We start from the raw sequence: 23,542 nt of genomic DNA, 5'->3' as shown, positions 1-23,542 counted from the left end.
AACGCGCGGCGGGATGGGCCGGACGCGATGCCGTTCAGGGACCGGGGACAAGCGGTCGAGAACCGTGGTGCGGTCAGGAGCCGGGCTCAGGCGGCCAGGGACATGACCCTGGTCTGCCCGGCTCGGGAAGCGGCGGTCCCGTTGACCGGGGAGAGGTGTGCCTGCCGTGCCCCGGCCCGTTCGAAGCGGGTCAGGTGGGTGCGCTGGTAGAGCTCGCCGAGGACGTCGGCGATGCCCAGGCCCAGGGAACGGTAGATCGCGGCGAGGAGTTCGGAGGAGGCCTCCTTGCGGCCGCGCTCGATCTCCGAGAGGTAGGGCAGAGACACCTGGGCGTCCTCGGCCACCTCACGCAGGGTCCGGCCCTGTTCCACGCGGGTGCGGCGCAGCAGGTCACCGATGAGGTCGCGCATGAGCGGCTCCTCCGGGCCGTCCCCGGAGCGGTTACCCCTGCGGGCCGCGTCCAGGGCGTGTAGGACGCTTTCGGACATCGGTGCCTCCCGGTAGCTCTGGATCCCGACTTCTGAGCTTACGTCGGGGAGGGGCGGTGCGGGAGGGGCCCGGTGGCCTTCTGCGGACGGCAGAAGTCGACAGCCGGGCCCGGGCGCGGCCCACCCGAGAGGGCTTAGTAAGGTGTGGCTTGCCTAACTCTTGGAGGTTCCACCCATGGCCACCACCCCTCTGACCAAGCCCGCTGTCCCGGCCACGGGCTCGTCCGAGCACTGGACGACCATCGTCGACCAGCTCACCCGGCGCCAGTTCGGCCTCGCCGGTGCGGCCGCGTTGGCCGTGACCGCTTGCGGCCAGGCCTCCGAGGAGCCCGACGACGCCGCCGAAGGCCGCGAGGTCGAGGACGCGATGGGCACCGTCACCGTCCCCGAGGAGGCCCAGCGCGTCGTGGCCCTGGACAGCCTGGTGATCGACACCGTCGTGGCGCTCGACGGCCCGCTCGTCGGGGCCGCGCAGGCCGGTTCCGTCGACACCCTCCCGGTCTACCTGGGCGACGCGGTCGAGGAGGTGGAGATCGTCGGGTCCATCGAGGAGCCCAACATCGAGGCGATCGCGACCCTGGAGCCCGACCTCGTCCTCGGCACGAAGCTGCGCCACGAGGACTTCCACGAACAGCTCTCCTCCGTCGCCGCGACGGTCTTCGTCGCCGAACCCGCCATCGGGTGGCAGGACAACGTCCTGCTCGTCGGCGAGGCGCTGGGCCGGTCCGAGCGCGCGGAGGAGGTGCTGGGGGAGCTGCTCGCCGAGGCCGTGGACACCGGACTGGCGGTCGGCGCCGAAGGCAGGACCGTGCACGTCCTGCGCAGAGTGGACAACGGTGTGCGCCTGCACGGCCCGGGTACGTTCTCCGGTTCGGTCCTCGGAGAGATGGGTTTCACCGTCCCCGACATGGACTGGGACGACAACGACATGACGGAGCTGTCCTTCGAAAACCTCGACCAGGTCGAGGCGGACATCGTGTTCGTCACCGAGGACACCGACCTCGACGACGAGATCCTCTCCGGTGTCCCCGCCGTGTCCGAGGGCAACGCCCACCCCGTCGACGACCGCACCTGGATCTCCGGCATCGGAGTCATCGGCGCGGGGCGGATCATCGCCGACGTCCGCGGCTTCCTCGGCTGAGGTACCTAAGGCACCCGCCCGAGTCTGAGGTACCGGCACTCCGGGCCTAAGTCATCGCGTCGGGCGCGTTTCTACGGTCCTCTTCCGATGTGCTGCCCGGGGCCTTAGCGCGAGTCTGTAAGCAGCCGGGAAAACGCACCCGGCACACAGACCCGGAGGAGACGCCATGCACCCCGACCTCAGCGCCCAGGCCGCAGACCTCTACCGCGCCGAGATGGAGCGTGCCGCCCTCCGCGAGCGCCGGGCGGACCGGGCCCGGACCCGTCCCCGGACCCTGTGGGCGCGGATTCGGACTCCGCGCCGGCCCCAGACCCTGGCCGCCTGAGCCAGGGCAAGGGGCCGCGGCCCGTAGCGCACGAGCTGCCGCAGAAGGAAGTGCCGTGTCGAGCGGGGTTCGACACGGCACCTCTGGCGTGCGCGGTGTCCGGAGCGGCGGGGTTCCGGTCGCTGCCGGGTGAACGGCTATCCGCCCGCCCCGCAGAGCGGGGCCTCGCAGCGCAGGAGTTCGAGCGCGTCGACCCACCCGTAGTCGGGGTCCTCCTGGGCCCAGACGATGTGCGGCCGGTCGTCGCCGTCGAGCTCGACGGAGCCGAAGGCGGGCGCCTCGTCCAGCGCCGCCAGCGGGAGCGTGGTGGACTCCGCGCACCCCGGGTCCTGGCAGGAGACCAGAACCAACTGACCCGTGTCCGTTTCAGGGCCGTCGGTCTCGTTGAAGGTGACGACCCGGGGCAGCCCCGCCGAGTCCACGGCCAGGCCGGGAACCGGCCGGGAGTACCCCGGGCCGGTGAGCTCCCGCTCCTCCCAGACGGAACAGGAAGCGTCCTCGCAGTCGATCAGCCGAGCGCTGCCGTCCTCCGGTGCCCGGTAGGCGACGACCGGGGTACCGTCCGGGCGCAACTCGACCCGGGCGCCGAAGGGGCGCTCGCGATCGGTACTGGCGGTCCAGTCCCGGTCGGGCTCGACCAGCTGGCGCACGGCGGGATCCTCACAGCCCTCGTCGGCGCACGTCACCAGGGTGAGTTCACCGCTCGGCAGGTCCATGGCGGTGACAGCGATCCCGCCGTCGGCCCCGGCCGCGACCTCCAGTGCCGCCGGATCCCGGTCCCCGCCGTTCGTCTGCAGCGGAACAGGGGGAAGACCGACGGCCTCGTGGTCCGAGCAGAAGGCGTCCTCGCACACCCACAGTGTGAGGTCCCGTGCCTCGGGCTCCTCCGCGGAGTCCTCGGGTGGCACCGCCGTGTGGGTGACCAGCACGGGATCCTCGTCGAGCGCGGCCATGGCCAGGTGCTCCACCTCCACCTCGTCCGCGAAGACTTCCGCGGAGTCGAACGGTTCCTCGGACGGATACTGGCTCGGTACTTCCCCGGAGTGGTCGCACCGTCCCTCGCAGGCGGAGATCCGTAGACCACTCGCACCCTCTCGCGCCCAATCGGCGACCACCAGCCAGTCTCCGGCCTTCGTGTGGGCCGTTTGGCCGTAGAACACCGTGGTCACGGAGCGGAAATCACCGCAGTCAGGGTCGCAGTCGCCCTTGTAGACAACGCCGCGCGCCGCGATGAGCACTTCCGTGGGTGAGCCGTCGGTCCGCATTGTGACCGAGGTCGAGTCATAGACGGCCCAATTGGTTTCGAAGGACGCGGTGGTGACCGCTGGCGTTCCGGACGGGTTGGCCCACGCGGTGACCGGGGCGATGAGCGGTGGCAGGAGCAGTGCGGCCAGGGCAACGGCGGCGGTCCGCGCGGGCCGGGTCCGGGTGGGGCCGACCGCGCGCGGAAGCCGTCCCCTGACACGGTCCATGTCGAGGAAGGCCAGTGCGTATCCCGTCCTCACCGTGGCGAAGGGGGCGTGCAGGAGGGGAGCGCACAGGAGCAGGAGCACCCACGGCCACAGCAGCATCGGCCCGAAGAAGCTGACGAAGGTGACCTGCGCGAAGGCGGGGATCGGGAGGGGCAGCCCCTCGGCGGCCCACACCAGTCCCGTGTTCGTCCCCCAGGAGACGCCCAGCGCCAGCAGTACGAACACGAGGTGGACACCGGGCCGGTTGCGGCGCAGCCGCCGGACGGTGCGCCGGGCCTCGCCCAGGCCGGTGTCCGCGATCAGGGCGACCGGCAGTGACAGGATCACCGGGTCGTAGAACATGATCGCGACAAAGCCGACAATCACCCCGAAGGACAGCACGAGGACGGGTGGAAGCTCCAAGAGGAGTAGGGGATACACGATGGCGACCGCGGTGACCACCGCCAGGAGCGAGATCTGCACCGCCCACCCGAGAACCGTCGGATACCGGCGCAGGGAGCGCCGCCACGCGGGGCCCACCGGAACACGGTGACCGAGCATGGCGCCGCCGCCGACCAGGATCCCCGCGCCCAACGCGACGGGACCCCCGACGAGGGTGAGGACCCCGGCGGCCGCCGCCAGCCAGAGACCGGCCGTCCTCGGTTCACCGCTGGGAGTCAGGGCGCCTTCGGTGACCGTTCCGTCGAGGGACTGGACCACCAGCAGTGCCTGTGCCGCCAGCAGTGCGGGCAGCAGCGGCACGATGGTCGCGGTGAGCAGCGCACCGGCCCCGCGCACATAGGTGGTGATCGTCAGCCAGAACACTCCGGGCCCGTGCCGTCGTGGTAGCGGAACCGTATCGGTGGTGTAGGAGGTGCAACGCGGTGCTTTCGGGTCCGCCTGGTCACCGGCAGGGTAGTTTTCGCTGCGCTCCGGGGGGTTCTCTTCCGGCATCCGTGCCTTCCAGCCTCGCGGTGTGGCGGCGGGGTACCCGGACGGAGCCAGCGTCGGGTCGGCCTCGCCGGGGCCGAGGGCGCGAACGCGTCCCCGGCTATGTGACCCCGTCGCTTCCGTGGGGGCCATTCGCCCGTACCTACGATGGCCGGAACGGGTGGTCGGGTTCGGATGAGTTCAAGCCCTTGTGGCGGAGGAAGTGCGCGCTGCGGCGCGCGCTTGGGGGAACCCGACGAGCGTTCAGTAAGCCCGACGCCCGTAAGGACGGTAGGCCGCACGTGCGTGTGGGTTCCTGTGCTCTCGCGTTGTCGGGTGCTGGGACCTCATCCCGGACCAGAGCCTCAGCGGTTCGGTTCGCGAGGGCGGGTGTCCACCGCATCCGAGGCGACGCACTTCGGGGGCCGGGCCGGGGCCGGAGGCGGTCGGGAAATCCCGTGGATGCGGTCACCGCCGCGATAGTAGCCTCGCGTGATGTTCGAGTCCCCCGCGCGCTTCTGGTTCGCCGTCGGTCTTCTGGTTCCCGCCTCTGCTCTCTTCGGTTGGGCCGTGCTGACGATCCACGGTGTACCAGGGGAGGAGTGGACGTGGACAGTACCGGGGATTCTGGTCGTGGCCGCGGTCTCGGTTCCGGTGTTGGCCCTGATCCGCTGGGACGAGCTGAGGGGTGCAACCCGTCGGCCGGAGCCCGAGGCACCCGTTGGGACTTCCGGGGCCGCCGGGCTCAGATGGCGGTTGCTGGCCCCGCTGCCGCTGCTCTTCTTCCTCGCGGTGTTCGCGCACCATGCGGGGCAGGCGATCTCCTATACCCCGGAGCACACTGAGCGCGTACCCGCCATCGACTTCTCCCCGTACGGTGTCGCTTGGGGCGGTGCGTTCCTGGTTGCCGGCCTCATCATCCTGTCCTTCTCGCCACGGGCCCGGGGTGGCCGCAGGGCACACCGGTTCGCCGGTGGCGGTGCGGGTCTGGCGGTCAGTTCCATCGTGTTCGCGGTCGTGTTCGTGGTGTCCTTGCTCCCTGTGGCGGACTCGCGTCCGGCCGAGGACGGAGCCGCCGATACTGCTACGGCCCCGGCGCCTGAGCGGGTCAGTGAGGTGGCTTGGCAGTGGGAGGCGCCGGAGGGAGACACCGTGTCCCAGGTGATCCCGGTAGGGCCCGGGGCCGTGGTGCGCCACGACAGCGGAGTGGCAGCCCTGGACACGGTCGAGGGCGAAGAGCTCTGGAGTTTCCGCCGCGCAGGTGAACAGGCCAGGGATGTGGTCGCCTCGCCGGACGGTTCCCTGGTGGTCGTCACCTTTCTGGCCAGGGCCAGAACGGAAGGTTTCACACTGCGGCTGCTAGCGCTCGACGGGCACACGGGTGAGGTACGTGCCGACTACGAAGCGCCCCACCACCGGGGGACCATCGGCGACCTCAATCTGCCGCACGGATTCTCGCTGACCCAGGAGGGTACTTACGTCTACACCCTCACCCAGGACGATCCCGCGGACAACCGGGTGGTCGCCCGGGGCACCAACTCCGGGGAGGCGATCTGGGAGTTCGCATCTCCTGAGGACTGCTACCTCACGCCCGATCAAGGGGAGGGCACGCGCCACTTGCTCGGGGGCGAGGCCGTGGTGGTGATGCAGTGTGCACCCGAGGCCGCGGCACACACCCCCAAGTACCACCGCTACCCCAGGGATGTGCATGACCAGGATGTCGTGGTCCTAGGACTCGACTTCGAGGACGGGACAGAGGTCTGGCGTCATGAGGAGTCGGTGACCACCCGTTGGACCTACGTGAACTTGCAACTCGGAGCCGACCAGGACATCCTCGCCCTCCAATGGCCGGATGGTGCCGACGACGTGGAAGGGGTGGGACGCCTCTTCCTCGGCCCCGGTGGTGAGGAGATCAGCCGTGAATCCAGCGACTCCCACGCGTACGTCCAGCACCCCACGCACGACGGGTACATGGAGAAGCGGGAGTCCGGCGATGAGGGCGCCTTTGTCTGGCGCCCGTACACGGGGGAGGAGCGCACTGCCCCCACTCAGCTCTTGTACACGGGCCCCGGCATCGGCAGGAGCATCCTCGACGGCGCGGTGGTCACGGTGTCGCATACGGGTGATTCGGAGAGCAGCGGTATGAACACCATGGTGAGCGTCGAACCCTGGGACGACATCGAGGGTGCCGAGCGGCGGGAGTTCGAGGTGGACCTCGTCGGTGACCGGGATTCCCCCGGAAGTGACGAGGTGACGCTGCTTCCCGCACCCGGTTCCTTGCTCCTGTCGGCGGATACGCACCTGCTCCTCGGACTCGCCTGAGGCGGTCGCGTACCCCCTTTCCCTAGGGCACTGCGAAGTGCTCGCACGTGTCTCCAGTGGCGTCAGGCGCGGCGGAGTTCGGCCAGCACGGCCTCGGCGGCGCGCCCCCCTGACGGTCCTGCTCTTCCTTCGTCAACGACACGGTGGCCGCAACGTCCTGAGAGTCAGGGTGTTGCGACCACAGTGAGAACCCAAGCCTCGGCTGGGGCCGTCACTGTGTTCCGGTGCACGTGCTGAGGAATGTGCAGAAGAATGCGCAACGGAACGTGCGGAATTCTCGTGCAGTTGTGGAGTGAATGCTAGCGCCATTGGACTGGAATGTATACATCGGGATCGCGGCCAGCCTTGTCGGGGATAATTCATTCGGATCTGGCCTTCATCCTTCCTGCTCATGGCGCATGTGTTTTGGTTCTGTGGCAGATGTCCGAATCCATAATCTTGGCAATCCGTAATGTGGGGTGGCATTATGGTTCGGTGTTGGGTGGTGACAGGTTGGACATAAGGATCCTGACCCAGAGCCCGGAGATACTGGTTGCGAACCAACCGGTTGACGTGGGGTCCCCAAAGGCCCGCCTTATCCTCGCGGTCCTCGCCGAATCCCTCGGCCGCGTCGTCCCTACCGCTGCTCTCATCGAGCACGTATGGGGCCATGACCCACCTGGCTCAGTCCAGGCCAGCGTTCATACCTACTTCAGCCGTATTCGCACAAGGCTGCGGCGTGCGGGTGCGAGGGCGGGGGTCGTCCGCCGGGGGCAGGGCTACGTCCTGGAAGCCGAACCGGAGTGTGTGGACTGGCACCGGGCCCAGCAGTGGTTGGACACGGCCCGGAACCTGTCCCGCCGGGGCGAGCACAGCCGTGCCGCAGCGCTGTTGGAGGACGCGCTGGACCAGTGGCAAGGAGATCCCCTCAGCGAGTTCACTGAGGCATGGGCGCAGTCCTTTCGCCGGAACACGGTCGGCAAGCACACCCGCATCCTCGGTCAGTGGGCGGATGTCCGGCTCGCACTCGGCCAACACGAAGAGGTAGCGGACCGCTTGGAGGGCCATCCCCGGGACGAGACACTCGCCTTCCACCACATGAGCGCCCTCATCGCGTGCGGGCGCCACACCGAGGCGGTGGAGTGCTACACCGAACTGCGTGAACACACGCTCGCCGAACTGGGATCCGAACCGAACCCCCGGACGCGGAATCTCTTCCAGCGCGTCCTCACCGAGGCGGACCGCGACGACGAAGCCTCGTGGGCGGAGCCCGGCCAGGTGAGCGAAAAGGACCGCCAACCGGAGGTGGTCGACACCCTTCAGGTTGACGTGGCCGACTTTCTCGGCCGGGAGGACGAGCTCGAGGAAATACTCGACTCAGTGCATGCGTCCGAAGGGCGAACCGTTCTACAGGTGGTCAACGGCCTCGGGGGCGCGGGGAAGACCACCCTCGCCTTGCACGCGGCACATGTGTTGCGGGCCGGGTTCGACGTCCGGTTGCACACGGACCTGACTGATGCTGGACCGGATCAGGTCCTTTTTCGGCTCCTGCAGATGCTGGGTGTCCCGGGGAACAGCATCCCTGCCGAGCCGGAGGCGCGTGGTGCGATGTGGCGCAACCAGATCGCCGGACGACGAGTGCTGCTCCTTTTGGACAACGCCAGCCACCGAAGCCAGGTAGCCCCGGCCATTCCGGGCACGCCTGGGAGCGTGGTTCTGGTGACGAGCCGACGGAGCCTGGCGGGGTTGGACGGGGCCCGCCACGTGAATCTGCGCGCACTGGACGAAGAGGACGCCGCCCGGATGTTCGCCGCCTTCACCGGGCGTGCGGTCGATGCCGAGGGCATGGATCGGGTCGTGGGGCTTGCCGGCCGCCTGCCGATCGCGCTCCGGGTGGCCGCCGCCCGCTTGCGGCGCCGCCCGACATGGAGCCTTGGCCATCTCGCCGACCGACTGGAACGGCAGAGGCGCGAGGCGGTGAAAGGTGCCGAATGGGAGGCGATAGCGGTGTTCGCGGCCTCCTTCGAGGAACTGAGCCCGCAAACCCGGCGGACTTTCCTGTGTGTCGGCCTGCACCCGGCACCTGTGGTCCCCGAGCACGCGGTGGCGGCCTCCGTCGGCGGCTGGGCCGGGACCGAATCCTCCCTGGACGAGTTGTTGGACGTGCACCTCCTGGAGGAGGTCAGCCCGGGCCGCTACCGGATGCACGATCTGGTCCGGCAGTTCGCCCACCAGCGCGCCGCCCGCGCGATGTCAGACCGGGAGCGGTGGGAGGTGGAGGACCGGATCCTTGCGTACTACCTGGCTACGGTCGACAAGGCCGACCGCGCCGCGCGCCTGGGGCGGCGCCGTGCTGAACACCCGATCGCCCGCGGTGTGGCAACCCCTTTCTTCCCCTCCCCGCGTGCGGCCCGCGAGTGGTTCGCGGACCACTTCCCCGCGGTGGAGGCGGTCATCGAGCACGCTCGGGAACGGGGGTTCACCGAGTACGCGGCCAGGATTCCCTTGGCGATGGCCGGACTGCTGGAGAGCAACGGCCCCTGGGACCGAGGGGAGCGGTTGCTCGAGTATGCGGTGGAAGCGTGGGGCGAATTGGGCGACCCGCTGGGTCAGGCGGACGGTTTCTACGAGTTGGCCCTCATGCGCCTGAACCTGATGGACAAGGAAGGTGCCGAGGAGTGCCTTGGCCACGCGATCGGTCTGTGGCTCCGCAACGGCGGTGAGAACGAGGTCCCGCACGCGCGCGATCAACTCGCGATCATCAGGGCCCTCCGCGAGGACCACGTTGGTGCGGTCGCCGGCTATAAGGCTGCCCTCGCCGAGTTCCGCCGACTGCGGAACCAGCGCGGCGTCGCCAAGGTGTACAGCCACATGGCGATAAGCCAGCTTGAATTGGGGCAGCGCGAGCTCGCCGACCTCTCGTACACGACCGCCAGATCCCTGTACCAGGCACTGGGGGACAGCCAGTTCGAGGCCACGGTCACGATCAACCTGATGCAGCTCCGGTTCGCGGAAGGGCGACACCGCGACGTACGGGAGATGTCCGAGCGCTCTCTCCAAGTCTTCCGAGAGCACGGCGACGTGTCGGGTGTGGCGCGCGCACGCCAGATCATCGGGATGTTGGAGAACTACCTCGGCAGACACCAGCAGGCCTTGGACAGTTTCCGTGCCGCATACAGGGCATTCTGGTGCACGCGCGACGAGCAGAGCATGATCCACTGCACCGCCGGTATCGGATTCGCGCTCTTGGGGCTGGGCCGGACTGAGGAAGCACAGGAGACTCTGGAGCAGGGCCTGGAACGGGTCCGCGCGCACAGGAGCCCGGGGCCGGAGGCCAAGTTGCTCAGGGCCCTCGGCGATGTGCAGGCAAGTCAGGTGCGATGGTCCGCGGCTCGATGGAGCTATGTGGGTTCGCGGCGGGTGGCCGAGCGAAACGCGTCGGTTCTGGACGAGGGGCTGGCCCACGACCGGTTGGGCGACCTCAACAGTCGGGAGGGTGACACTGCTCAGGCGCTCGAATGCTGGCAGCAGGCAGCGCGGATCCTCGAACCGGTCCCTTCCCCCTACCTTGCCGAGGTGCTCTTCAAGATCCGGATCGCCACGGACACGGACCTGGGCCAACCGGGCTAGCTGGGCATATATCCCTCATTTTTCGAAATCGCTGCGCATGGGGACACATGTGACCTAAGGTGGCCGCGGTTCTGGCGTGATCAACCGTCTGGAGCCCCACCACCCCCCCATCAGGAAGCGGTTGCCTTGCGCCCTGGCAGTCTTTCTCCGTCCGCCTTTGGTCCTGTCTCCCTGGGCAACGACTGGCCGAGGGACCGGCGGCGGCGCCCGTCCCGTCGCGTCCTCGTCAAGGTGTCGGCCAGACCGTTGCAGGAATCGTCAAGATAGCGGCAAGGGCGTGTCCAGAGCCGGGCCAGTTGCGCGTCGCAGAGTTGAACCCGACCAATCGGCAAGGTCGGAAGGACGGCACCTTGGTGATCAGGAGATCCTGGATCAGGGGAGATGTCGGACCTGTCTCCCCTCCGACGATACGCGCACGCAAGACGGTCCTCGCGGTTGTTCACAACTATCAGTCCGGTGATCGGATCAGTGAGTTCATCGGCCCGCTGCTGGAGTCCGACCGGCGGGTCCAGGTGATCTGGACGCTCGCGCCCGGCTCCCTCTGCGAAGCGGGCGGGCACGAGTTCCTGCGGACCCTGGACGCGGCCGTCCTCCCCTGGGAAGAGGCCACAAGCCACGAATACGACCTCGCGGTTGCCGCCAACCACGGCTGCCTGGGTCAGGTTCGGGCGCCCGTCCTGGTCATACCGCACGGCACCGGCTTCTCCCGCTACACGGCGCGCGGCAACGGCTACGGCCCTCCGGTCGCCCGGACCGTGGGCGGCGCCGTGCCCGGTGCGCTCACGGGCTACGGCAGGATCATCCCGGCGGCCCTGGGTATTGCCCACGAGGACCAGAAGGCTCCGCTCACCTCCGCGGTTCCGGAGACCGCGGAGATCATCCACCTCGTCGGGGACCCCTGCTACGACCGGGCCCGCTCCGCCCTGCCCGAGCGGGAGCGGTTTCGGCGTGGGATGGGGGTCGGGGAGGACGAGCGCCTCGTCGTGGTCTGCAGCTCATGGGGGCCGAGCGGGGCCTGGGGCAGCCGTCACGACCTCGTCGACCGGCTCATGACCGAACTCCCCCGCGGATACGTCGCCGCACTGGTCCTCCACCCCGGGATCTGGTGGCCGCACGGACCAAGGCAGGTTCTCGCCTGGCTGCGCGGGGCCCGGCGCCGCGGCCTGCGGATCCTCGCGCCGACCTCGCCCTGGCTCGGACTCCTCCTGGCAGCGGACGCGGTGATCGGCGACTCCGGCTCGGTGGCCGTGTACGCCGCGGGGCTCGGCGCGGCACCCCTGCTCGCCGGCGGTGTCGCCGACATCGTCCCCGGATCCGCGCCGGAGCTGCTGCACCGGCTCGGGAGGCACTACCGAGAGGACGTCCCGGTCGGCCGACAGTTGGAAGAGGCGGTCGAGCATTGGGTCCCGGAGCGCGCGGAACTGGTCGACGCCCGGCTGACCTCGGTCCCGGGGCGGTCGGCGCGGCTCCTGCGCGAGGTGATGTACCGGCTGATGGACCTGTCCGAACCCGAGGGACCCGCCCGACTCGAACCGTTGCGCACACCCGGGTTCGTCGGGCAGCGGGAACGGACCAGGGTGGACGCGGCATGAACCCCTGGATGAACCGCCCGGTTCGGTGCGAGGTCGGTCTGCTCACCCCCGTCGGCCGCCTCCGGCCCTTGGGCGAGTATCTCGGAGTGCTGAAGTCGCCGGTTACTCCGCCTCGGTGGCTGCACGCCGCGGATGTCGTCGGGGTAACCGGAGGCGAGGGCCTGTGTCCGAGGGAGGTCCTCGACCGCCTGCCGGGATGCCGGGTGGTCATCGGCGTGGCGGAGGTCTCGGCCGTACACGTACGAGGAGTTCCCGGACCTGTGCGGGTGCCCGACCAAGGGTCGGCTGGTCTGGTCGCGGCACTCGCGTGCTCCCGTCCGTTGGCGGGGGAACCCGTCGGCGACCTGGCCGTTGAGCTTAGCGAGGCGGAGCTCAGCGTGCGTTCGTATACGGCGGCGCTGCCAAGCGTGACCGTATCCGCCCGGCTTCGGGGGAGGACAGTTCGATGTAGGTGGACAGCGCTGCGCTGAGAAGTTCGCGGGCCTCGTCGACCCGCCCTTCGGACTCGGCGAGGCCCGCGAGCATGACCCGTGCCCCGGCCTCCTCATGCCGGGCGCCGATCCGCCCTCCGACACGGAGGGCCTCGTCCAGCACCGGGCGGGCGCTGTCGGCGTCGACCGCCGCCAGGTGGGTGGCGGCCAGTCCCACCAGGGTCCGCGTGCGCATGTACGGCTCGTCGGACTCGGTGAAGTACTCCAGGGCCTGGCGGAAGTGGTCGATGGCGCGGACATGGTCGTCGAGGTCCCGGCTGGCCTCCCCGAGGCGGCGCAGCATCAGCGCGATACCGCGGTGCCGTCCGAGCCGTGTGTGCACGGCGAGGGCCTGTTCGAAGAGGTCGCGGGCCCGCTCGGGCCGCTCACGGGCCAGTTCGCACACCCCGGCCCCCTCCAGTGACGAGGCCTGGCCCAGCACGTGGTCGGCTCGGGTCCAGCACTCCAAGGCCCGGTGGTGGAGTTCGCTGGCCCGTTCGGGGCGGTCCAGGCTCAGGTGCAGCCCCGCGAGGGCGTTCAGCATGTTGGCCTGGGCGGCGGGGTCGTCGAGCGCCTCGGCCGAAGCCAGGCCGACGGTGTAGGTCTCCTTCCAGGCGGCGAAGTGCTTGCGGATCATGAACACGTTGCGCAGGGCTTCGCACAGCTGCCAGCACAGGTCGTGCCTTCCGGTGGCGCCGCAGAAGCTCACAGTGGCGCGCAGGACCTCCAGCTCGGACTCCAGCCAGTCCAGGGCCCGCGCCCTCGTCTCGAAAGCGCTGTTCAGCGGGCGTTCGAAGACCGGCGCCAAGTGCCACCGGCCGGGATTCAAGGTGCGGTCGGCGGCAGCGGCCGTGGTCAGGTAGTGGTCCAAAACCCGGTCCAGGGCGGCCGCGGTGCCGTCGTGCTCCTCGTCCTCCTCGGCACGGGCCCGGGCGTGCAGGCGGACCAGGTCGTGCTGGCGGAACCGCCCGTTCGGGTTCTCCTCCAGGAGGTTGGCGGCGACCAGTTCGGTGAGGAGGTCCTCGGCGGTGGCCGGTTCGGTGCCGACGAGGGCCGCCGCGGCGTCGGGGGTCAGGTCCCGGCCTGGCAGCACGCCGAGTAACCGGTACAGGCGGCGTGCCCGTTCGGGGAGCAGGCGGTACGAGGCGGTGAAGACCGTGTCCACGGACACTTCCCGGGTGTGGCTCAGCTCGGCTAACCGGTCGTGTTCGCTGGTCAACCGGGAGACCAGGCGGCTCAACGGCTGATGGGGGCGGAGCACCAGCCCACTGACGGCGGCGCGGAGCGCGAGGGGGAGCCGCCCGCAGAGGGAGACAAGCTGGCGTGCCGAAGAGGGGTCGGAACGGGCGCGGTCGTCGCCGAGCATGCGCGAGACCAGGTCCAGGGCCTCGATCTCGCCCAGGGGCCGCACGTCCAAGAACTCGGCGCCGTCGAGGCGCAGCCCGGCCAGGTGCATTCGTGTGGTCACCAGGACCAGGTGTTCACCGTGGCCGGGGGTGAGGGCGCGGACCTGGGCGGCGGACAGGGCGTTGTCGAGCAGGACCGCGATCCGCCTTCCGTGTGTGTGGCTGCGGAAGGCCGCGGCCCGCGCCGGGAACTCGTGCGGGATGGTGGCCGGTTCGGCTCCCAACGCGCGGAGGAAGGCGTCCAGGACGTCGGAGGTGTCGGCGGGGCCGTCCTCGGCGAACCCCAGTAGGTCGGCGTAGAGGGTCCCGTCCGGGAAGGACGCGCTGGTCGAGCTCAGGAAGCGGGTGGCCAGGGCGGACTTGCCGACGCCTCCGGTCCCGGTCAGCACCACGGTCCGACCGTCCCGCTCCTGCGACATCTCGTTGCGGAGGTGGTGCAGGTGGCGGAATTCCCGCTCGCGGTCGGTGAATAGCCGTGGCGGTGACGGGAGTTGGCGGGGAACGGGTGCTCGGTGGTCCGGAGCGTAGTGCACCTCGTGAATGGTCCCGGCCTGGAACAAGGTGCCGCCGTACACGTCACGGGCGGAGTTGCGTGACGGGTCCGGCTGTTCTCCGTCGGGAGGGGGCATGGGGGCTTCTCTCGATGTCGACAGACGGAGTTGTGCCCCTCACTTTCGGGATTAATCCGGGCACTCACAGTGTCACGTGCAGCGGCCTATGCATCAGCAAGTGCACTTCTCAAAGCGCCAAAAATCGGGCAAAAGCTTAGTTCAGGTATGTAATCGGGCGTGTCCTTCTCTGCTGTCCGGGGAACGGGGGGAAGGCGTCTACCTGGGGAGGACCCGTGGAGATCACCGGAATCATTAGCGCGCTCATCGTCGGACTGATCATCGGCGCGCTGGGACGACTCGTCGTCCCCGGTAAGCAGCACCTACCCATCTGGCTGACCTTGGTCCTGGGCATCGTCGCGGCTTTCCTCGGCGGGTGGATCGGGGCGATGATCTTGAACGCCTTCTGGTTCGTGCTGGTGGTCCAAGTGCTCATCGCCGCCGGAATCGTCTACCTCGCCGACGGTGTGTACGCGAAGAACGCGGGCACGCCCGCCTGACCGACGGAACCGCTCACCGGCATCACCCCGAGGCCACCGGACCCGACCCGGTGGCCTCAGCCACCTGCACGGTCCGACCTGAGCGGACGGAGGCCTCCGCCGCGGCCAGGACCGCCACCACGTCGCGGCCGAAGCGCACGTCGCAGGGGTCGCCGGGACCCCGCTCCACCTGGCTGACCAGCCGATCGATCGCTGCGCCGAAGGCCTCGACCGGGCTCCGGTCGCCGCCAGGCACCGATCGCCACCCGCTCTCGCCGTAGAGGTCGACCGAGAAGTCCCCGGCCTCGGGCGCCGCGTCCAGGGTCACCGAGTACGACCCCACGGCCCGGTGGTGCCGGGTCAGCATGTGCACGCTGTCCCTCGGCCCCGCCATCGCGGTGACCTCCTCGACCGGTCCGAGCACGGGCAGCACCATGGAGAGCACGTGTGGGCCCACGTCCCACAGGCCGCCCTTCTCCCGCCGCCACGGCGAGGCCCCGAACGGGTTGCCCGGCTGGAAGATCGACGCGAACAGGGTCGCCCGCACGCCGTGCCAGCCGCCTTCGGCTGCCGCCTCGCGGAGGAATTCGTTCACCCCGTCCGAGAAGCGGTTGGTGAAGAACACCACCGAAGCCAGTCCCCGTGCCTCGGTCTCGGCGACGACCGCGTCCGCGACCGCGGTGGACAGGGCGACCGGTTTGTCCAGTAGGAGGTGTCGTCCGGCCTTGGCCGCGCGCAGGGCGAGGTCGCCCTGCACGTCCGGCGGCAGGGCGATCGCGACGGCGTCGACGTCGGCGATGAGCGCGTCCGCGTCTTCGTAGGGCCGGGTGCCGAGCTTCTCGGCGAGCGCCGCGGCCTTGGCGGGGTCGCGCCCCCACACCCCGGCCAGGGTCGCCCCCGGGTGCGCGGCCAGCGCGGGCCCCTGTGTCTCCGCGGCCCAGAAACCGGTGCCCAGCAGTCCGAATCGCAGTCCCATGCGGCTCTCCCGTGTCATTGGTGTCCCAGGGGGTCCCTGGAATCCGTACCCCTGAAGCGTCACCCATGGGAACGCTCCCAGCAAGTGGCTGCCCGCCCTGCTACCCGCGCGTTCGAGTGCACAGAGAGGACCCTCCCGGTCGGCGCGGTCGAAGAGGTCCTCGAACGCCGATAACCGGTCCCGCGTGTCACCGGATGCGGACGGCCGACCGGGAGGGTGTCGGCGCGTTCACCAGTGGGACAGTCCGCGTATTCAGCGCCGAACCTCCGCAGGGTCAGGGGAGTCACACGGGGAGTCAGTCAACCAACGAGAAGTGAGTCGAAGGAATGACCCCCCCCTGCCTTCGGGTTTCGCCCCGCTCCGTCCGGAGGACCCCGTCGCCGTCGGTCCCTTTTCCTTGGTGGGGAGGTTGGGCGCTGGCGGCATGGGTGCCGTGTACGGCGCTCTAGCCCCTGACGGACGCCGGGTCGCGGTCAAGGTCGTCCACCCCCGCGTGGCCGCGGACCCCGTGTACCGGGAACAGTTCGCCCAGGAGGCAGAGCTGCTCGGCCGGGTGGACGCGGACTGCGCCCCGGCCATTCTCGGCGCGGACCCGGCCGCCGAACAGCCGTGGCTCGCCACCTCCTTCGTTCCCGGGCGCACGCTGACCGCGCACGTGCGCGACCGCGGTGTTCTGGACGGGGAACGGCTGCTGGCCTTCGCGGCCGGTACCGCGGAGGCGCTCTCCGCGATCCACGCCGCCGGGATCACCCACCGGGACGTCAAACCGGCCAACGTCATCCTGTCCCCGGAGGGGCCTAGGGTCCTCGACTTCGGGATCGCTCGCGACTCCGGGGACGCGAGCGCGGAACGGGGGGTGTTCGGTACCCCCGGCTGGGTGGCGCCCGAGCGCCTGTCCGGTTCCGCCGGAACCGCGAAGGCCGACATGTTCGCCTGGGCGGGCTTGGTGGTCTATGCGGCCACCGGGCGGGGGCCGTTCGGTTCGGGTGACACCAACACCCTCCTGGAACGTGCCCGGTCCGGCCAGGCCGACGTGAGCGGGCTCCCCGATGAGCTCCGCCCGCTGATCGCCGCAGCGCTGTCACCGGAACCGGACGAGCGCCCGCACGCGGTGGAGGCGCTCGGTGCAGTCCTCGTGCTCGGCGGTCCGGGCGCCCAGGGCCAGGCCGCCAGGGACCGGCTGCGCGCCTTGGTCGGCCGGTCCTGGCAGGGCTTCGAGGCGGTGCGCGGTGCGGGCCGGTGGGTCGTGGCGGGTGCGGCCCTGGCGACCGCCACCGGTTCGGCGGCCTCGGCGGGAGGTGCCGCCGGGACCGCGGGTACTTCCGGGGCAGCGGCAGCCGGGGGAGTCACCGGGGGAGCGGCAGGGGGCGTTCTGGGAAGCAAGGTCCTCCTTGGCGTCGGCGCCGGTGCCCTGGCGGTGGCCGTGGGCGCGGGAGGCTGGATGGGCGGCCGCGTCTACGCGGGTGAACCCCTCCTGCCGTTCGGCGGGGGCGAGGAGGCGGCCGAAGCCGATCCGAGCCCGGAGAACGAGGACGAGGACCCCGAGGAGACAGTCGACTACCGGGGGATGACGCTGTCCCTGCCCGAGGGGTGGATCGCCGAGACCCTGTCCGACGAGTCCTTCCAGTCAGATGTGCCCGGCTCGGAGGGTGAGCCCGTCGTCGAGGACTGGCTGGTGCTGTACCCGGAGGACCAGGATCCCGTGTGCACCGAGGACTCTGAGGACCCGCTGGACGGTGACGGTGAGGCGTGGGCGTGGAACGACACCACCACCGGCTGCGAGCACCTGAAGGTCCTCGGGCCCGGGGCCATGCAGTACGGCGGCGCCGGCTTCGCTCCCCTGCAGAGTCTGGAGAACAGCGGCCCGAACAGCGCCTACAGCCCGACCAGCAACCCCGCACCCTGCCCGAGGGGCCAGGGCGTGCACCCCGAGACCTCCCCCGACTTCCGAGGGGACGGGGAGTGGGACCTGGACGAGGTGCAGTTGGGTACGGAGAACGCGACCCGGACCGAGGGCTCCGCGACCTGCATGGACCCTGCCACCGGCGATCTGGGCTACTACGTGCAGCGGATGTGGCTGCTGGACGGGCCGGAGATCCTGGTGGTGGACGGCTACGAGATGGAGGAGGCCGACGACATTCTCGCCTCCGCCGAGTGGTGACCCACGCTCACCAGCGATGATCTTGCCCCCAGCTCCACTCTCGCCCGCCGAGGGTTGAGACAGGGGCAAGATCATCGGGTGTTAGCGGAGGCGGCGGGCGCCGGCCGACGGCAGGGCGGTGAAGACCACCGGTGCGTCGAACCCCCGCTCCGCGTACGCCTCGCGCGCCGCCTCCGCGCAGGCCTCCGTTCGGCCTGAGTCCACCAAGGCGATCACGCAGCCGCCGAAGCCGCCCCCGGTGATCCGCGCGCCCAAGGCACCCGCGGACAGCACGGCCTCCACCGCGGTGTCCACCTCGGGGACGCTCACCTCGTAGTCGTCGCGCAGGGAGACGTGCGAAGCGGTGAACAGCGGACCGGCCTCACGGGGCCGACCGGCGCGGAACAGGGCCACGGTGTCCAGAACCCGGGCGTTCTCGGTGACCACGTGCCGTACACGGCTCCGCGTCACGTCGTCGGGGAGCGCGGCCAAGGCCTCGGGCAACCCCTCGGAGGAGATGTCGCGTAGCGCGGGGACCTTCAGGGTCCGCGCGGCCTCCTCACAGGAGCGCCGCCGTTCGGCGTAGGCGCCCTCCACCAGGCGGCGTGGTGCCCGGGTGTCCACCACCAGCAGCGACAGTCCGTGCGCGGCAGGGTCGAACGGCACCTGCTCGGTCTCCAGTGAACGGCAGTCCAGGAACAGCGCCCGGCCCTCGTCGGACAGCATCACCGCGGACTGGTCCATGATCCCGCAGGGCATGCCCACGAAGTCGTTCTCCGCACGCTGGGCCAACCGCGCGACCTCGGCCGGTGCGGGCTCGGCCCCGTTCAGGCCGGTGGCGGCGAGCACCGTAGCGCAGCACACCGCCGCGGACGTGGACAACCCGGTCCCCGTCGGGATGGAGCTGTCCACCAGCAGGTCCAGCCCGCCGACGCGGTAGCCCTCGTCGGCCAGTACCCACAGGGCACCGGCCTGGTAGGCCGCCCAGCCGGGGACCGACCCGGGGGACAGGTCCGCCAGCGGCGCCTCGAAGACGTCCGGGAACTGCCGGGAGCGCAGCCGCACCACTCCGTCCTCACGGCGGGCGGCGGCCACGGTCAGGGAATGGGGCAGGGCGACGGGCAGGGCGAAACCGTCGTTGTAGTCGGTGTGCTCGCCGATGAGGTTGATGCGTCCCGGAGCGGTCCACACCCCCTCCGGTTCGGCTCCGAACGCCTTCCGGAATTCCGCTGAGAGGCCGTCGGTGTCGATGCCGACGCCGGCGCCGGTGTCGGCTCCGGCTGCCGTGCGGGGGCCGGCGCCCGTGTTGGTCCCGGTGCTCACGCGGTCACCTCCCGTCCGCGGGCGAAGGCCCACGCGTCCGCCACCATCTCGTCCAGTGTCCGGTACGGCTCCCAGCCCAGTTCACGGCGGGCGCGGTCGTTGGCCGCCACCAGCACCGCCGGGTCGCCCGGCCGCCGCGGCCCGTCCACCACCGGGACGGGGTGCCCGGTGACCTGCCGGACGGCCGCCAGAACCTGGCGCACGGTGTACCCGCCGCCGCTGCCCAGGTTGTACACCCGGTGGGTGCCGGGGGCCACGTGCTCCAACGCGCGCAGGTGGGCATCGGCCAGGTCGGCGACGTGCAGGTAGTCGCGGACCGCGGTCCCGTCAACGGTGGGGTAGTCGGTACCGAAGACCGAGGCGTGCGGGACCTCGCCGGTGGCCACTCGGAGGAGGTTCGGGACGAGGTGGGTCTCAGGGTCGTGGCGCTCGCCGCAGCCGCGGTGCGCGCCGGCCACGTTGAAGTAGCGCAGACTCACCGCACCCAGCCCGTGGGCCTCGGCCCACCCGGCCAGCATGTGGTCCACGGCGAGCTTGCTCGCGCCGTAGGGGTTGGTGGGCACGGCGGGGTCGCTTTCGCGCAGCGGCGCGTCCGAAGGCGGGTCGCCGTAGGTGGCGGCGGTGGAGGAGAACACCAGGCTGCCCACGCTGTGGGTGCGCATGGCCTCCAGCAGGGCGAGGCTTCCCCCCACGTTGTTGGCCCAGTACCGTCCCGGTTCTTGGACGGACTCGCCCACCAACGACTTCGCTGCGAAGTGCAGGACGGCGTCGAAGGACGGGTCGAGCACCTCCGCGGCGCGGTGGACGTCGCCCTCCACCAGGGTCGCGCCCGGGGGGACTGCGTCACGGTGCCCGGCGGAGAGCACGTCGAGCACGGTGACCTCGTGCCCGGCCTCCACCAGGAGCGCGGTGACGACGCTGCCGATATAACCGGCACCGCCGGTGACGAGGAGCTTCACGGTCAGACCTCTCGGAGTCGCGTGGCCGTGGTCTCGGGGGCCACGTCGTTGATGAACACACCCATGCCGGACTCGGTCCCGGCCAGGTACTTGAGTTTGCCGGGTGCGCGGCGCACGGAGAACAGTTCCAGGCGCAGCCGGGCGAGTCGGCGTTTCGCCGGGTCGCCGACCGGGGCCTGGTGCCAGGCGGACACGTAGGGCAGCGGGGCGTCGAACAGCCGGTCCATCCGGCCGAGGAGGTCCGTGTAGAGCGCGGCGAAGGCGTCGCGCTCAGCGTCGTTCAGCGCGGGTAGGTCGGGCACGGCGCGGTGGGGGTACACGTGCACCTCCACCGGCCAGCGGGCGGCCTCGGGGACGAAGGCGGTCCAGTGCTCGTTGCTCAGCACCACCCGTGAACCCTTCTGCTCGGACTCCAGGATGTCGGCGAACAGGTCGCGCCCGGTCTCCTCCAGGTGCAGGCGGGCCGATTCCAGGTCGCGCTCGGTCCGAGGCGTGACGAACGGGAGCGCGTAGATCTGCCCGTGCGGGTGGTGCAGGGTCACCCCGATCTCCGGGCCCCGGTTCTCGAAGACGTACACCTGCGTTACCCCGCCCCGCGCGGACAGGTCCTCGGTGCGGTCGGCCCAGGCGTCCACGATGGTGCGCAAGCGGTCGGTGCCGAGTTCGGCGAGGGAGGTGTCGTGGTCGGACGAGAAGCAGAGCACCTCGCAGCGGCCCTCGGCGCCGCTCAGGGAGGGAAACCGGTTCTCGAAGGCCACCACGTCGTAGGAGGACGAGGGCACCTCGGTCAGCCGGCCGCCGTCCGAGGGGCACAGCGGGCACTCGTCGCTCGGCGGCAGGTGGGTTCGGCCCTGGCGGTGCGCGGCGACCACCACGTGCTCGCGGGCCAGCGGGTCCCACCGCAGCTGCGAACCGGGCGCCGCGGGCGGCAGGTCCCGCAGGTCCGGGGACTCCCTCCGGTCGCCGCCGGACTCGTCGAAGTAGATGATCTCGCGGCCGTCGGCCAGGCGTGCGGTGGTCTTCTTCATGCGTTCTCCGGGGGGACGTTGGCGACCACGAGGCGGCCCACGCGGTCTTGGAGGGCTTCGCGCGCGGCCGGGCCCAGGCCGTCGTCGGTGACGAGCACGTCGCAGCGGCTCAGCGGGGCGATGGTGCTGATCCCGACGGTGCCCCACTTGGTGTGGTCGGCGGCGATCACCAGGCGGTCGGCGGATTCCACCAGTGCCTGGTTGGTCTCGGACTCCAGGAGGTTCGGCGTGCTGAACCCGGCGCGCTCGTGGATGCCGTGTACACCGAGGACGAGCGTGTCCAGGTTGAGCCCTCGGATGGAGGCCAGCGCGATCGGACCCACGAGGGCGTCCGAGGGGGTGCGGAAACCACCGGTCAGCGCGACGGTCTGGTCGGTGCGCTCGGACCGGTAGAACACCTCGGCCACGTGCATCGAATTGGTGATGACCGTGAGCCCGGGTGTCTGGCGCAGGTACTCGGCGACCAGGGCGGTGGTGGTTCCGGCGGACAGGCCCACCGCGCTGTGCGGTTCGACGAGCTCGGCGATGGCGCGGGCGATCGCGTGCTTCTCCGCGGACTGGCGCGTCGACTTCGCTTCGAACCCGGGCTCTTCGGTGCGGGCCCCTTCGGGGGCGACCGCGCCGCCGTGGACCTTGCGCAGCTCGCCCCGGTGCTCCAGGGCGTCCAGGTCGCGCCGGACGGTCATGTCCGAGACGGCGAAGGCCTCGACGAGCTCGGTGACACGGACGCCTCCGTCCCGCCGGACCTGTTCGAGGATCAACTCCTGCCGTTGCGCGGCCAGCATCCATCCTCCAGAGCGATCTATGTTGGATCTTGTTCGATCACAGTTTCCAGATGTTCTGTTGGGGTGTCAATGTCCGGCCAGATGGGATCAGGCATGTTCGAAATAGTTGGTACATGTTGACAGATGGTGGGTGGTGTGTCGACTATATGGATGTTTCCCCTGTGACCGCGTTCACAGCCGAGTGACCTTCCGGAGGAGTCACCATGCACCACAGCGACTCGGGGCCACCGGCCCTCCGGCGCCGCACCCTCCTGCGGGGGCTGGCCGGAGCCGGAGCGCTCAGCGCCGTCCCACTGCTGGGCGGGTGCGGGCCCGGACAGCGGGGCGATCCCGGCCGCGTCACCATGGCCTCCAACCGTGCCGAGGAGCACGAGGCCGCCGGGGTCGCCGCCGTCCTGGAGTCCTTCCACGCCTCGTCCGACTACGCCGTCGACCTCAACACGGTCGAACGGAACTCGTTCCAGGAGAGCGTCAACAACTACCTCCAGGGCACCCCGGACGACGTCATCGCGTGGTTCGGCGGCTACCGGATGCGCTTCTTCGCCGAGCGGGACCTCATCCAGGACATCTCCCACCTGTGGGACAACCAGCTCGAAGGCTCCTTCAGCGGGGCAATCAAGGAGCTGTGCACCGCGGACGACGGAAAGCAGTACCTCGTCCCCGACTTCTCCTATCCCTGGGCGGTCTTCTACCGCAAGAGCCTGTTCGCCGAACACGGCTACGAGGTCCCGCACACCCGGAGCGAATTCGTCGCACTGTGCGAGCGGATGCAGGACGACGGCATCGTCCCCATCGGCTACGGCAACCGCGAGGGCTGGCCAGCGATGGGCACCTTCGACTACCTCAACCTCCGTGTCAACGGCCCCGAGTTCCACATGGAGCTCCTCCGAGGCGACCACTCGTGGGAGTCCGCAGAGGTCCGCGAGGTCTTCTCCGCCTGGGCCGAGCTGCTGCCCTTCCACGAACCCGACCCGCTCGGCCGCAGCTTCGACGAGGCCCGCGCCTCCTTCGTGCAGCGCGAGAGCGGGATGCTGCTCGCCGGGCTCTTCGTCGCCCAGTCCTTCCCCGAAGGCGAGGAACGCGACGACCTCGACTTCTTCCCCTTCCCGGAGTTCGACCCGGCGATCGGGGCCGGTGCCGTGGAGGCGCCCACCGACGGGTTCATGCTCACCGCGGACCCCCGCAACCCCGAAGGAGCCGATGAGCTCCTCACCCACATCGGCAGCCTGGAAGCCCAGGAGCTGTACGCCGAACAGGACCCCCAGGCGCTCCCGGCACACATCGACACCGACACCGGACAGTTCAACGACCTGGACCGCAAGGCCCTCGAACTGATCGACGGCGCCGACGCCATCACCCAGTTCATGGACCGCGACACGCGCCCCGACTTCGCCGCCGTCGTCATGATCCCGGCCATCCAGCGCTTCATGCGCCAGCCGGACGACATCCGCGACCTCACGGCGACCATCGAGCGCCAGAAGCGATCCATCTTCGGCTAGACCCTAAGGAG

Annotated in this window: 16 protein-coding genes and 1 pseudogene; 9 read left to right on the top strand and 8 right to left on the bottom strand. The window is 70.1% G+C overall.

What is annotated here, in order from left to right; translation table 11 throughout:
• Nucleotides 1-86: 86 nt before the first annotated feature.
• Complete coding sequence (locus tag ACYVDG_RS15385; RefSeq protein ID WP_460751985.1) at nucleotides 87-488, bottom strand: helix-turn-helix domain-containing protein; 402 nt, start codon at nucleotides 486-488, stop codon at nucleotides 87-89.
• 175 nt (nucleotides 489-663) lie between these two features.
• Between ACYVDG_RS15385 and ACYVDG_RS15380 the strand changes: the two genes are divergently transcribed.
• Both ACYVDG_RS15380 and ACYVDG_RS15375 read left to right on the top strand, forming a co-directional pair.
• The gene (locus tag ACYVDG_RS15380) at nucleotides 664-1,629 is read left to right on the top strand and encodes an ABC transporter substrate-binding protein (protein WP_460751981.1); all 966 of its coding nucleotides are present in this window, start codon (nucleotides 664-666) and stop codon (nucleotides 1,627-1,629) included.
• A 166-nt stretch (nucleotides 1,630-1,795) separates the two neighbouring features.
• Nucleotides 1,796-1,954, top strand: coding sequence for a hypothetical protein (locus ACYVDG_RS15375; protein ID WP_460751977.1), 159 nt, complete (start codon nucleotides 1,796-1,798; stop codon nucleotides 1,952-1,954).
• 137 nt (nucleotides 1,955-2,091) lie between these two features.
• On the opposite strand, the gene ACYVDG_RS15370 is transcribed toward ACYVDG_RS15375, so the two are convergent.
• Nucleotides 2,092-4,230, bottom strand: a complete 2,139-nt coding sequence (locus tag ACYVDG_RS15370; protein ID WP_460751974.1) for a hypothetical protein — start codon at nucleotides 4,228-4,230, stop codon at nucleotides 2,092-2,094.
• A gap of 600 nt (nucleotides 4,231-4,830) precedes the next feature.
• Between ACYVDG_RS15370 and ACYVDG_RS15365 the strand changes: the two genes are divergently transcribed.
• From ACYVDG_RS15365 to ACYVDG_RS15350, 4 genes and pseudogenes are all read left to right on the top strand, one after another.
• Nucleotides 4,831-6,657, top strand: coding sequence for an outer membrane protein assembly factor BamB family protein (locus tag ACYVDG_RS15365; RefSeq protein WP_460751971.1), 1,827 nt, complete (start codon nucleotides 4,831-4,833; stop codon nucleotides 6,655-6,657).
• Between the two features lie 318 nt (nucleotides 6,658-6,975).
• Nucleotides 6,976-7,413: pseudogene (locus ACYVDG_RS15360) on the top strand (AfsR/SARP family transcriptional regulator); the annotation flags it as partial.
• Nucleotides 7,414-7,443: 30 nt separating this feature from the next.
• The gene (locus ACYVDG_RS15355; RefSeq protein WP_460752082.1) at nucleotides 7,444-10,266 is read left to right on the top strand and encodes a BTAD domain-containing putative transcriptional regulator; all 2,823 of its coding nucleotides are present in this window, start codon (nucleotides 7,444-7,446) and stop codon (nucleotides 10,264-10,266) included.
• 353 nt (nucleotides 10,267-10,619) lie between these two features.
• Nucleotides 10,620-11,858, top strand: coding sequence for a hypothetical protein (locus tag ACYVDG_RS15350; RefSeq protein WP_460751968.1), 1,239 nt, complete (start codon nucleotides 10,620-10,622; stop codon nucleotides 11,856-11,858).
• A gap of 372 nt (nucleotides 11,859-12,230) precedes the next feature.
• Here ACYVDG_RS15350 and ACYVDG_RS15345 read toward each other — a convergent pair whose 3' ends face one another.
• A complete protein-coding gene (locus tag ACYVDG_RS15345; protein ID WP_460751965.1) occupies nucleotides 12,231-14,363 on the bottom strand; it encodes an ATP-binding protein in 2,133 nt (710 codons plus the stop codon).
• 215 nt (nucleotides 14,364-14,578) lie between these two features.
• Between ACYVDG_RS15345 and ACYVDG_RS15340 the strand changes: the two genes are divergently transcribed.
• Nucleotides 14,579-14,842: a GlsB/YeaQ/YmgE family stress response membrane protein gene (locus ACYVDG_RS15340; protein ID WP_460751962.1), complete on the top strand. Its 264-nt coding sequence runs from the start codon at nucleotides 14,579-14,581 to the stop codon at nucleotides 14,840-14,842.
• 22 nt (nucleotides 14,843-14,864) lie between these two features.
• On the opposite strand, the gene ACYVDG_RS15335 is transcribed toward ACYVDG_RS15340, so the two are convergent.
• The gene (locus ACYVDG_RS15335; protein ID WP_460751959.1) at nucleotides 14,865-15,797 is read right to left on the bottom strand and encodes a Gfo/Idh/MocA family protein; all 933 of its coding nucleotides are present in this window, start codon (nucleotides 15,795-15,797) and stop codon (nucleotides 14,865-14,867) included.
• Nucleotides 15,798-15,981: 184 nt separating this feature from the next.
• On the opposite strand from ACYVDG_RS15335, the gene ACYVDG_RS15330 reads away from it, so the two are divergent.
• Nucleotides 15,982-17,958, top strand: a complete 1,977-nt coding sequence (locus ACYVDG_RS15330; protein ID WP_460751956.1) for a serine/threonine-protein kinase — start codon at nucleotides 15,982-15,984, stop codon at nucleotides 17,956-17,958.
• An 81-nt stretch (nucleotides 17,959-18,039) separates the two neighbouring features.
• Here ACYVDG_RS15330 and galK read toward each other — a convergent pair whose 3' ends face one another.
• From galK to ACYVDG_RS15310, 4 genes are all read right to left on the bottom strand, one after another.
• Nucleotides 18,040-19,188, bottom strand: coding sequence for a galactokinase (gene galK / locus ACYVDG_RS15325; RefSeq protein ID WP_460752077.1), 1,149 nt, complete (start codon nucleotides 19,186-19,188; stop codon nucleotides 18,040-18,042).
• A gap of 68 nt (nucleotides 19,189-19,256) precedes the next feature.
• Entirely contained in the window at nucleotides 19,257-20,219 is a 963-nt protein-coding gene (gene galE / locus ACYVDG_RS15320; RefSeq protein WP_460751953.1) for a UDP-glucose 4-epimerase GalE, read from the bottom strand.
• A gap of 2 nt (nucleotides 20,220-20,221) precedes the next feature.
• Nucleotides 20,222-21,247: a galactose-1-phosphate uridylyltransferase gene (gene galT, locus ACYVDG_RS15315; RefSeq protein ID WP_460751950.1), complete on the bottom strand. Its 1,026-nt coding sequence runs from the start codon at nucleotides 21,245-21,247 to the stop codon at nucleotides 20,222-20,224.
• Entirely contained in the window at nucleotides 21,244-22,032 is a 789-nt protein-coding gene (locus ACYVDG_RS15310) for a DeoR/GlpR family DNA-binding transcription regulator (protein ID WP_460751947.1), read from the bottom strand. Before ACYVDG_RS15310 ends, galT begins: the two co-directional genes overlap by 4 nt.
• Nucleotides 22,033-22,235: 203 nt before the next feature.
• Between ACYVDG_RS15310 and ACYVDG_RS15305 the strand changes: the two genes are divergently transcribed.
• On the top strand, nucleotides 22,236-23,531 hold the full coding sequence (locus tag ACYVDG_RS15305; RefSeq protein ID WP_460751942.1) for an ABC transporter substrate-binding protein: 1,296 nt from the start codon (nucleotides 22,236-22,238) through the stop codon (nucleotides 23,529-23,531).
• Nucleotides 23,532-23,542 lie beyond the last annotated feature (11 nt).

The sequence above is a fragment of the Nocardiopsis oceani genome (assembly GCF_054777395.1).
Note: the sequence above shows the minus strand (reverse complement) of the source record. Positions and strands in the feature narration are given on the sequence as shown.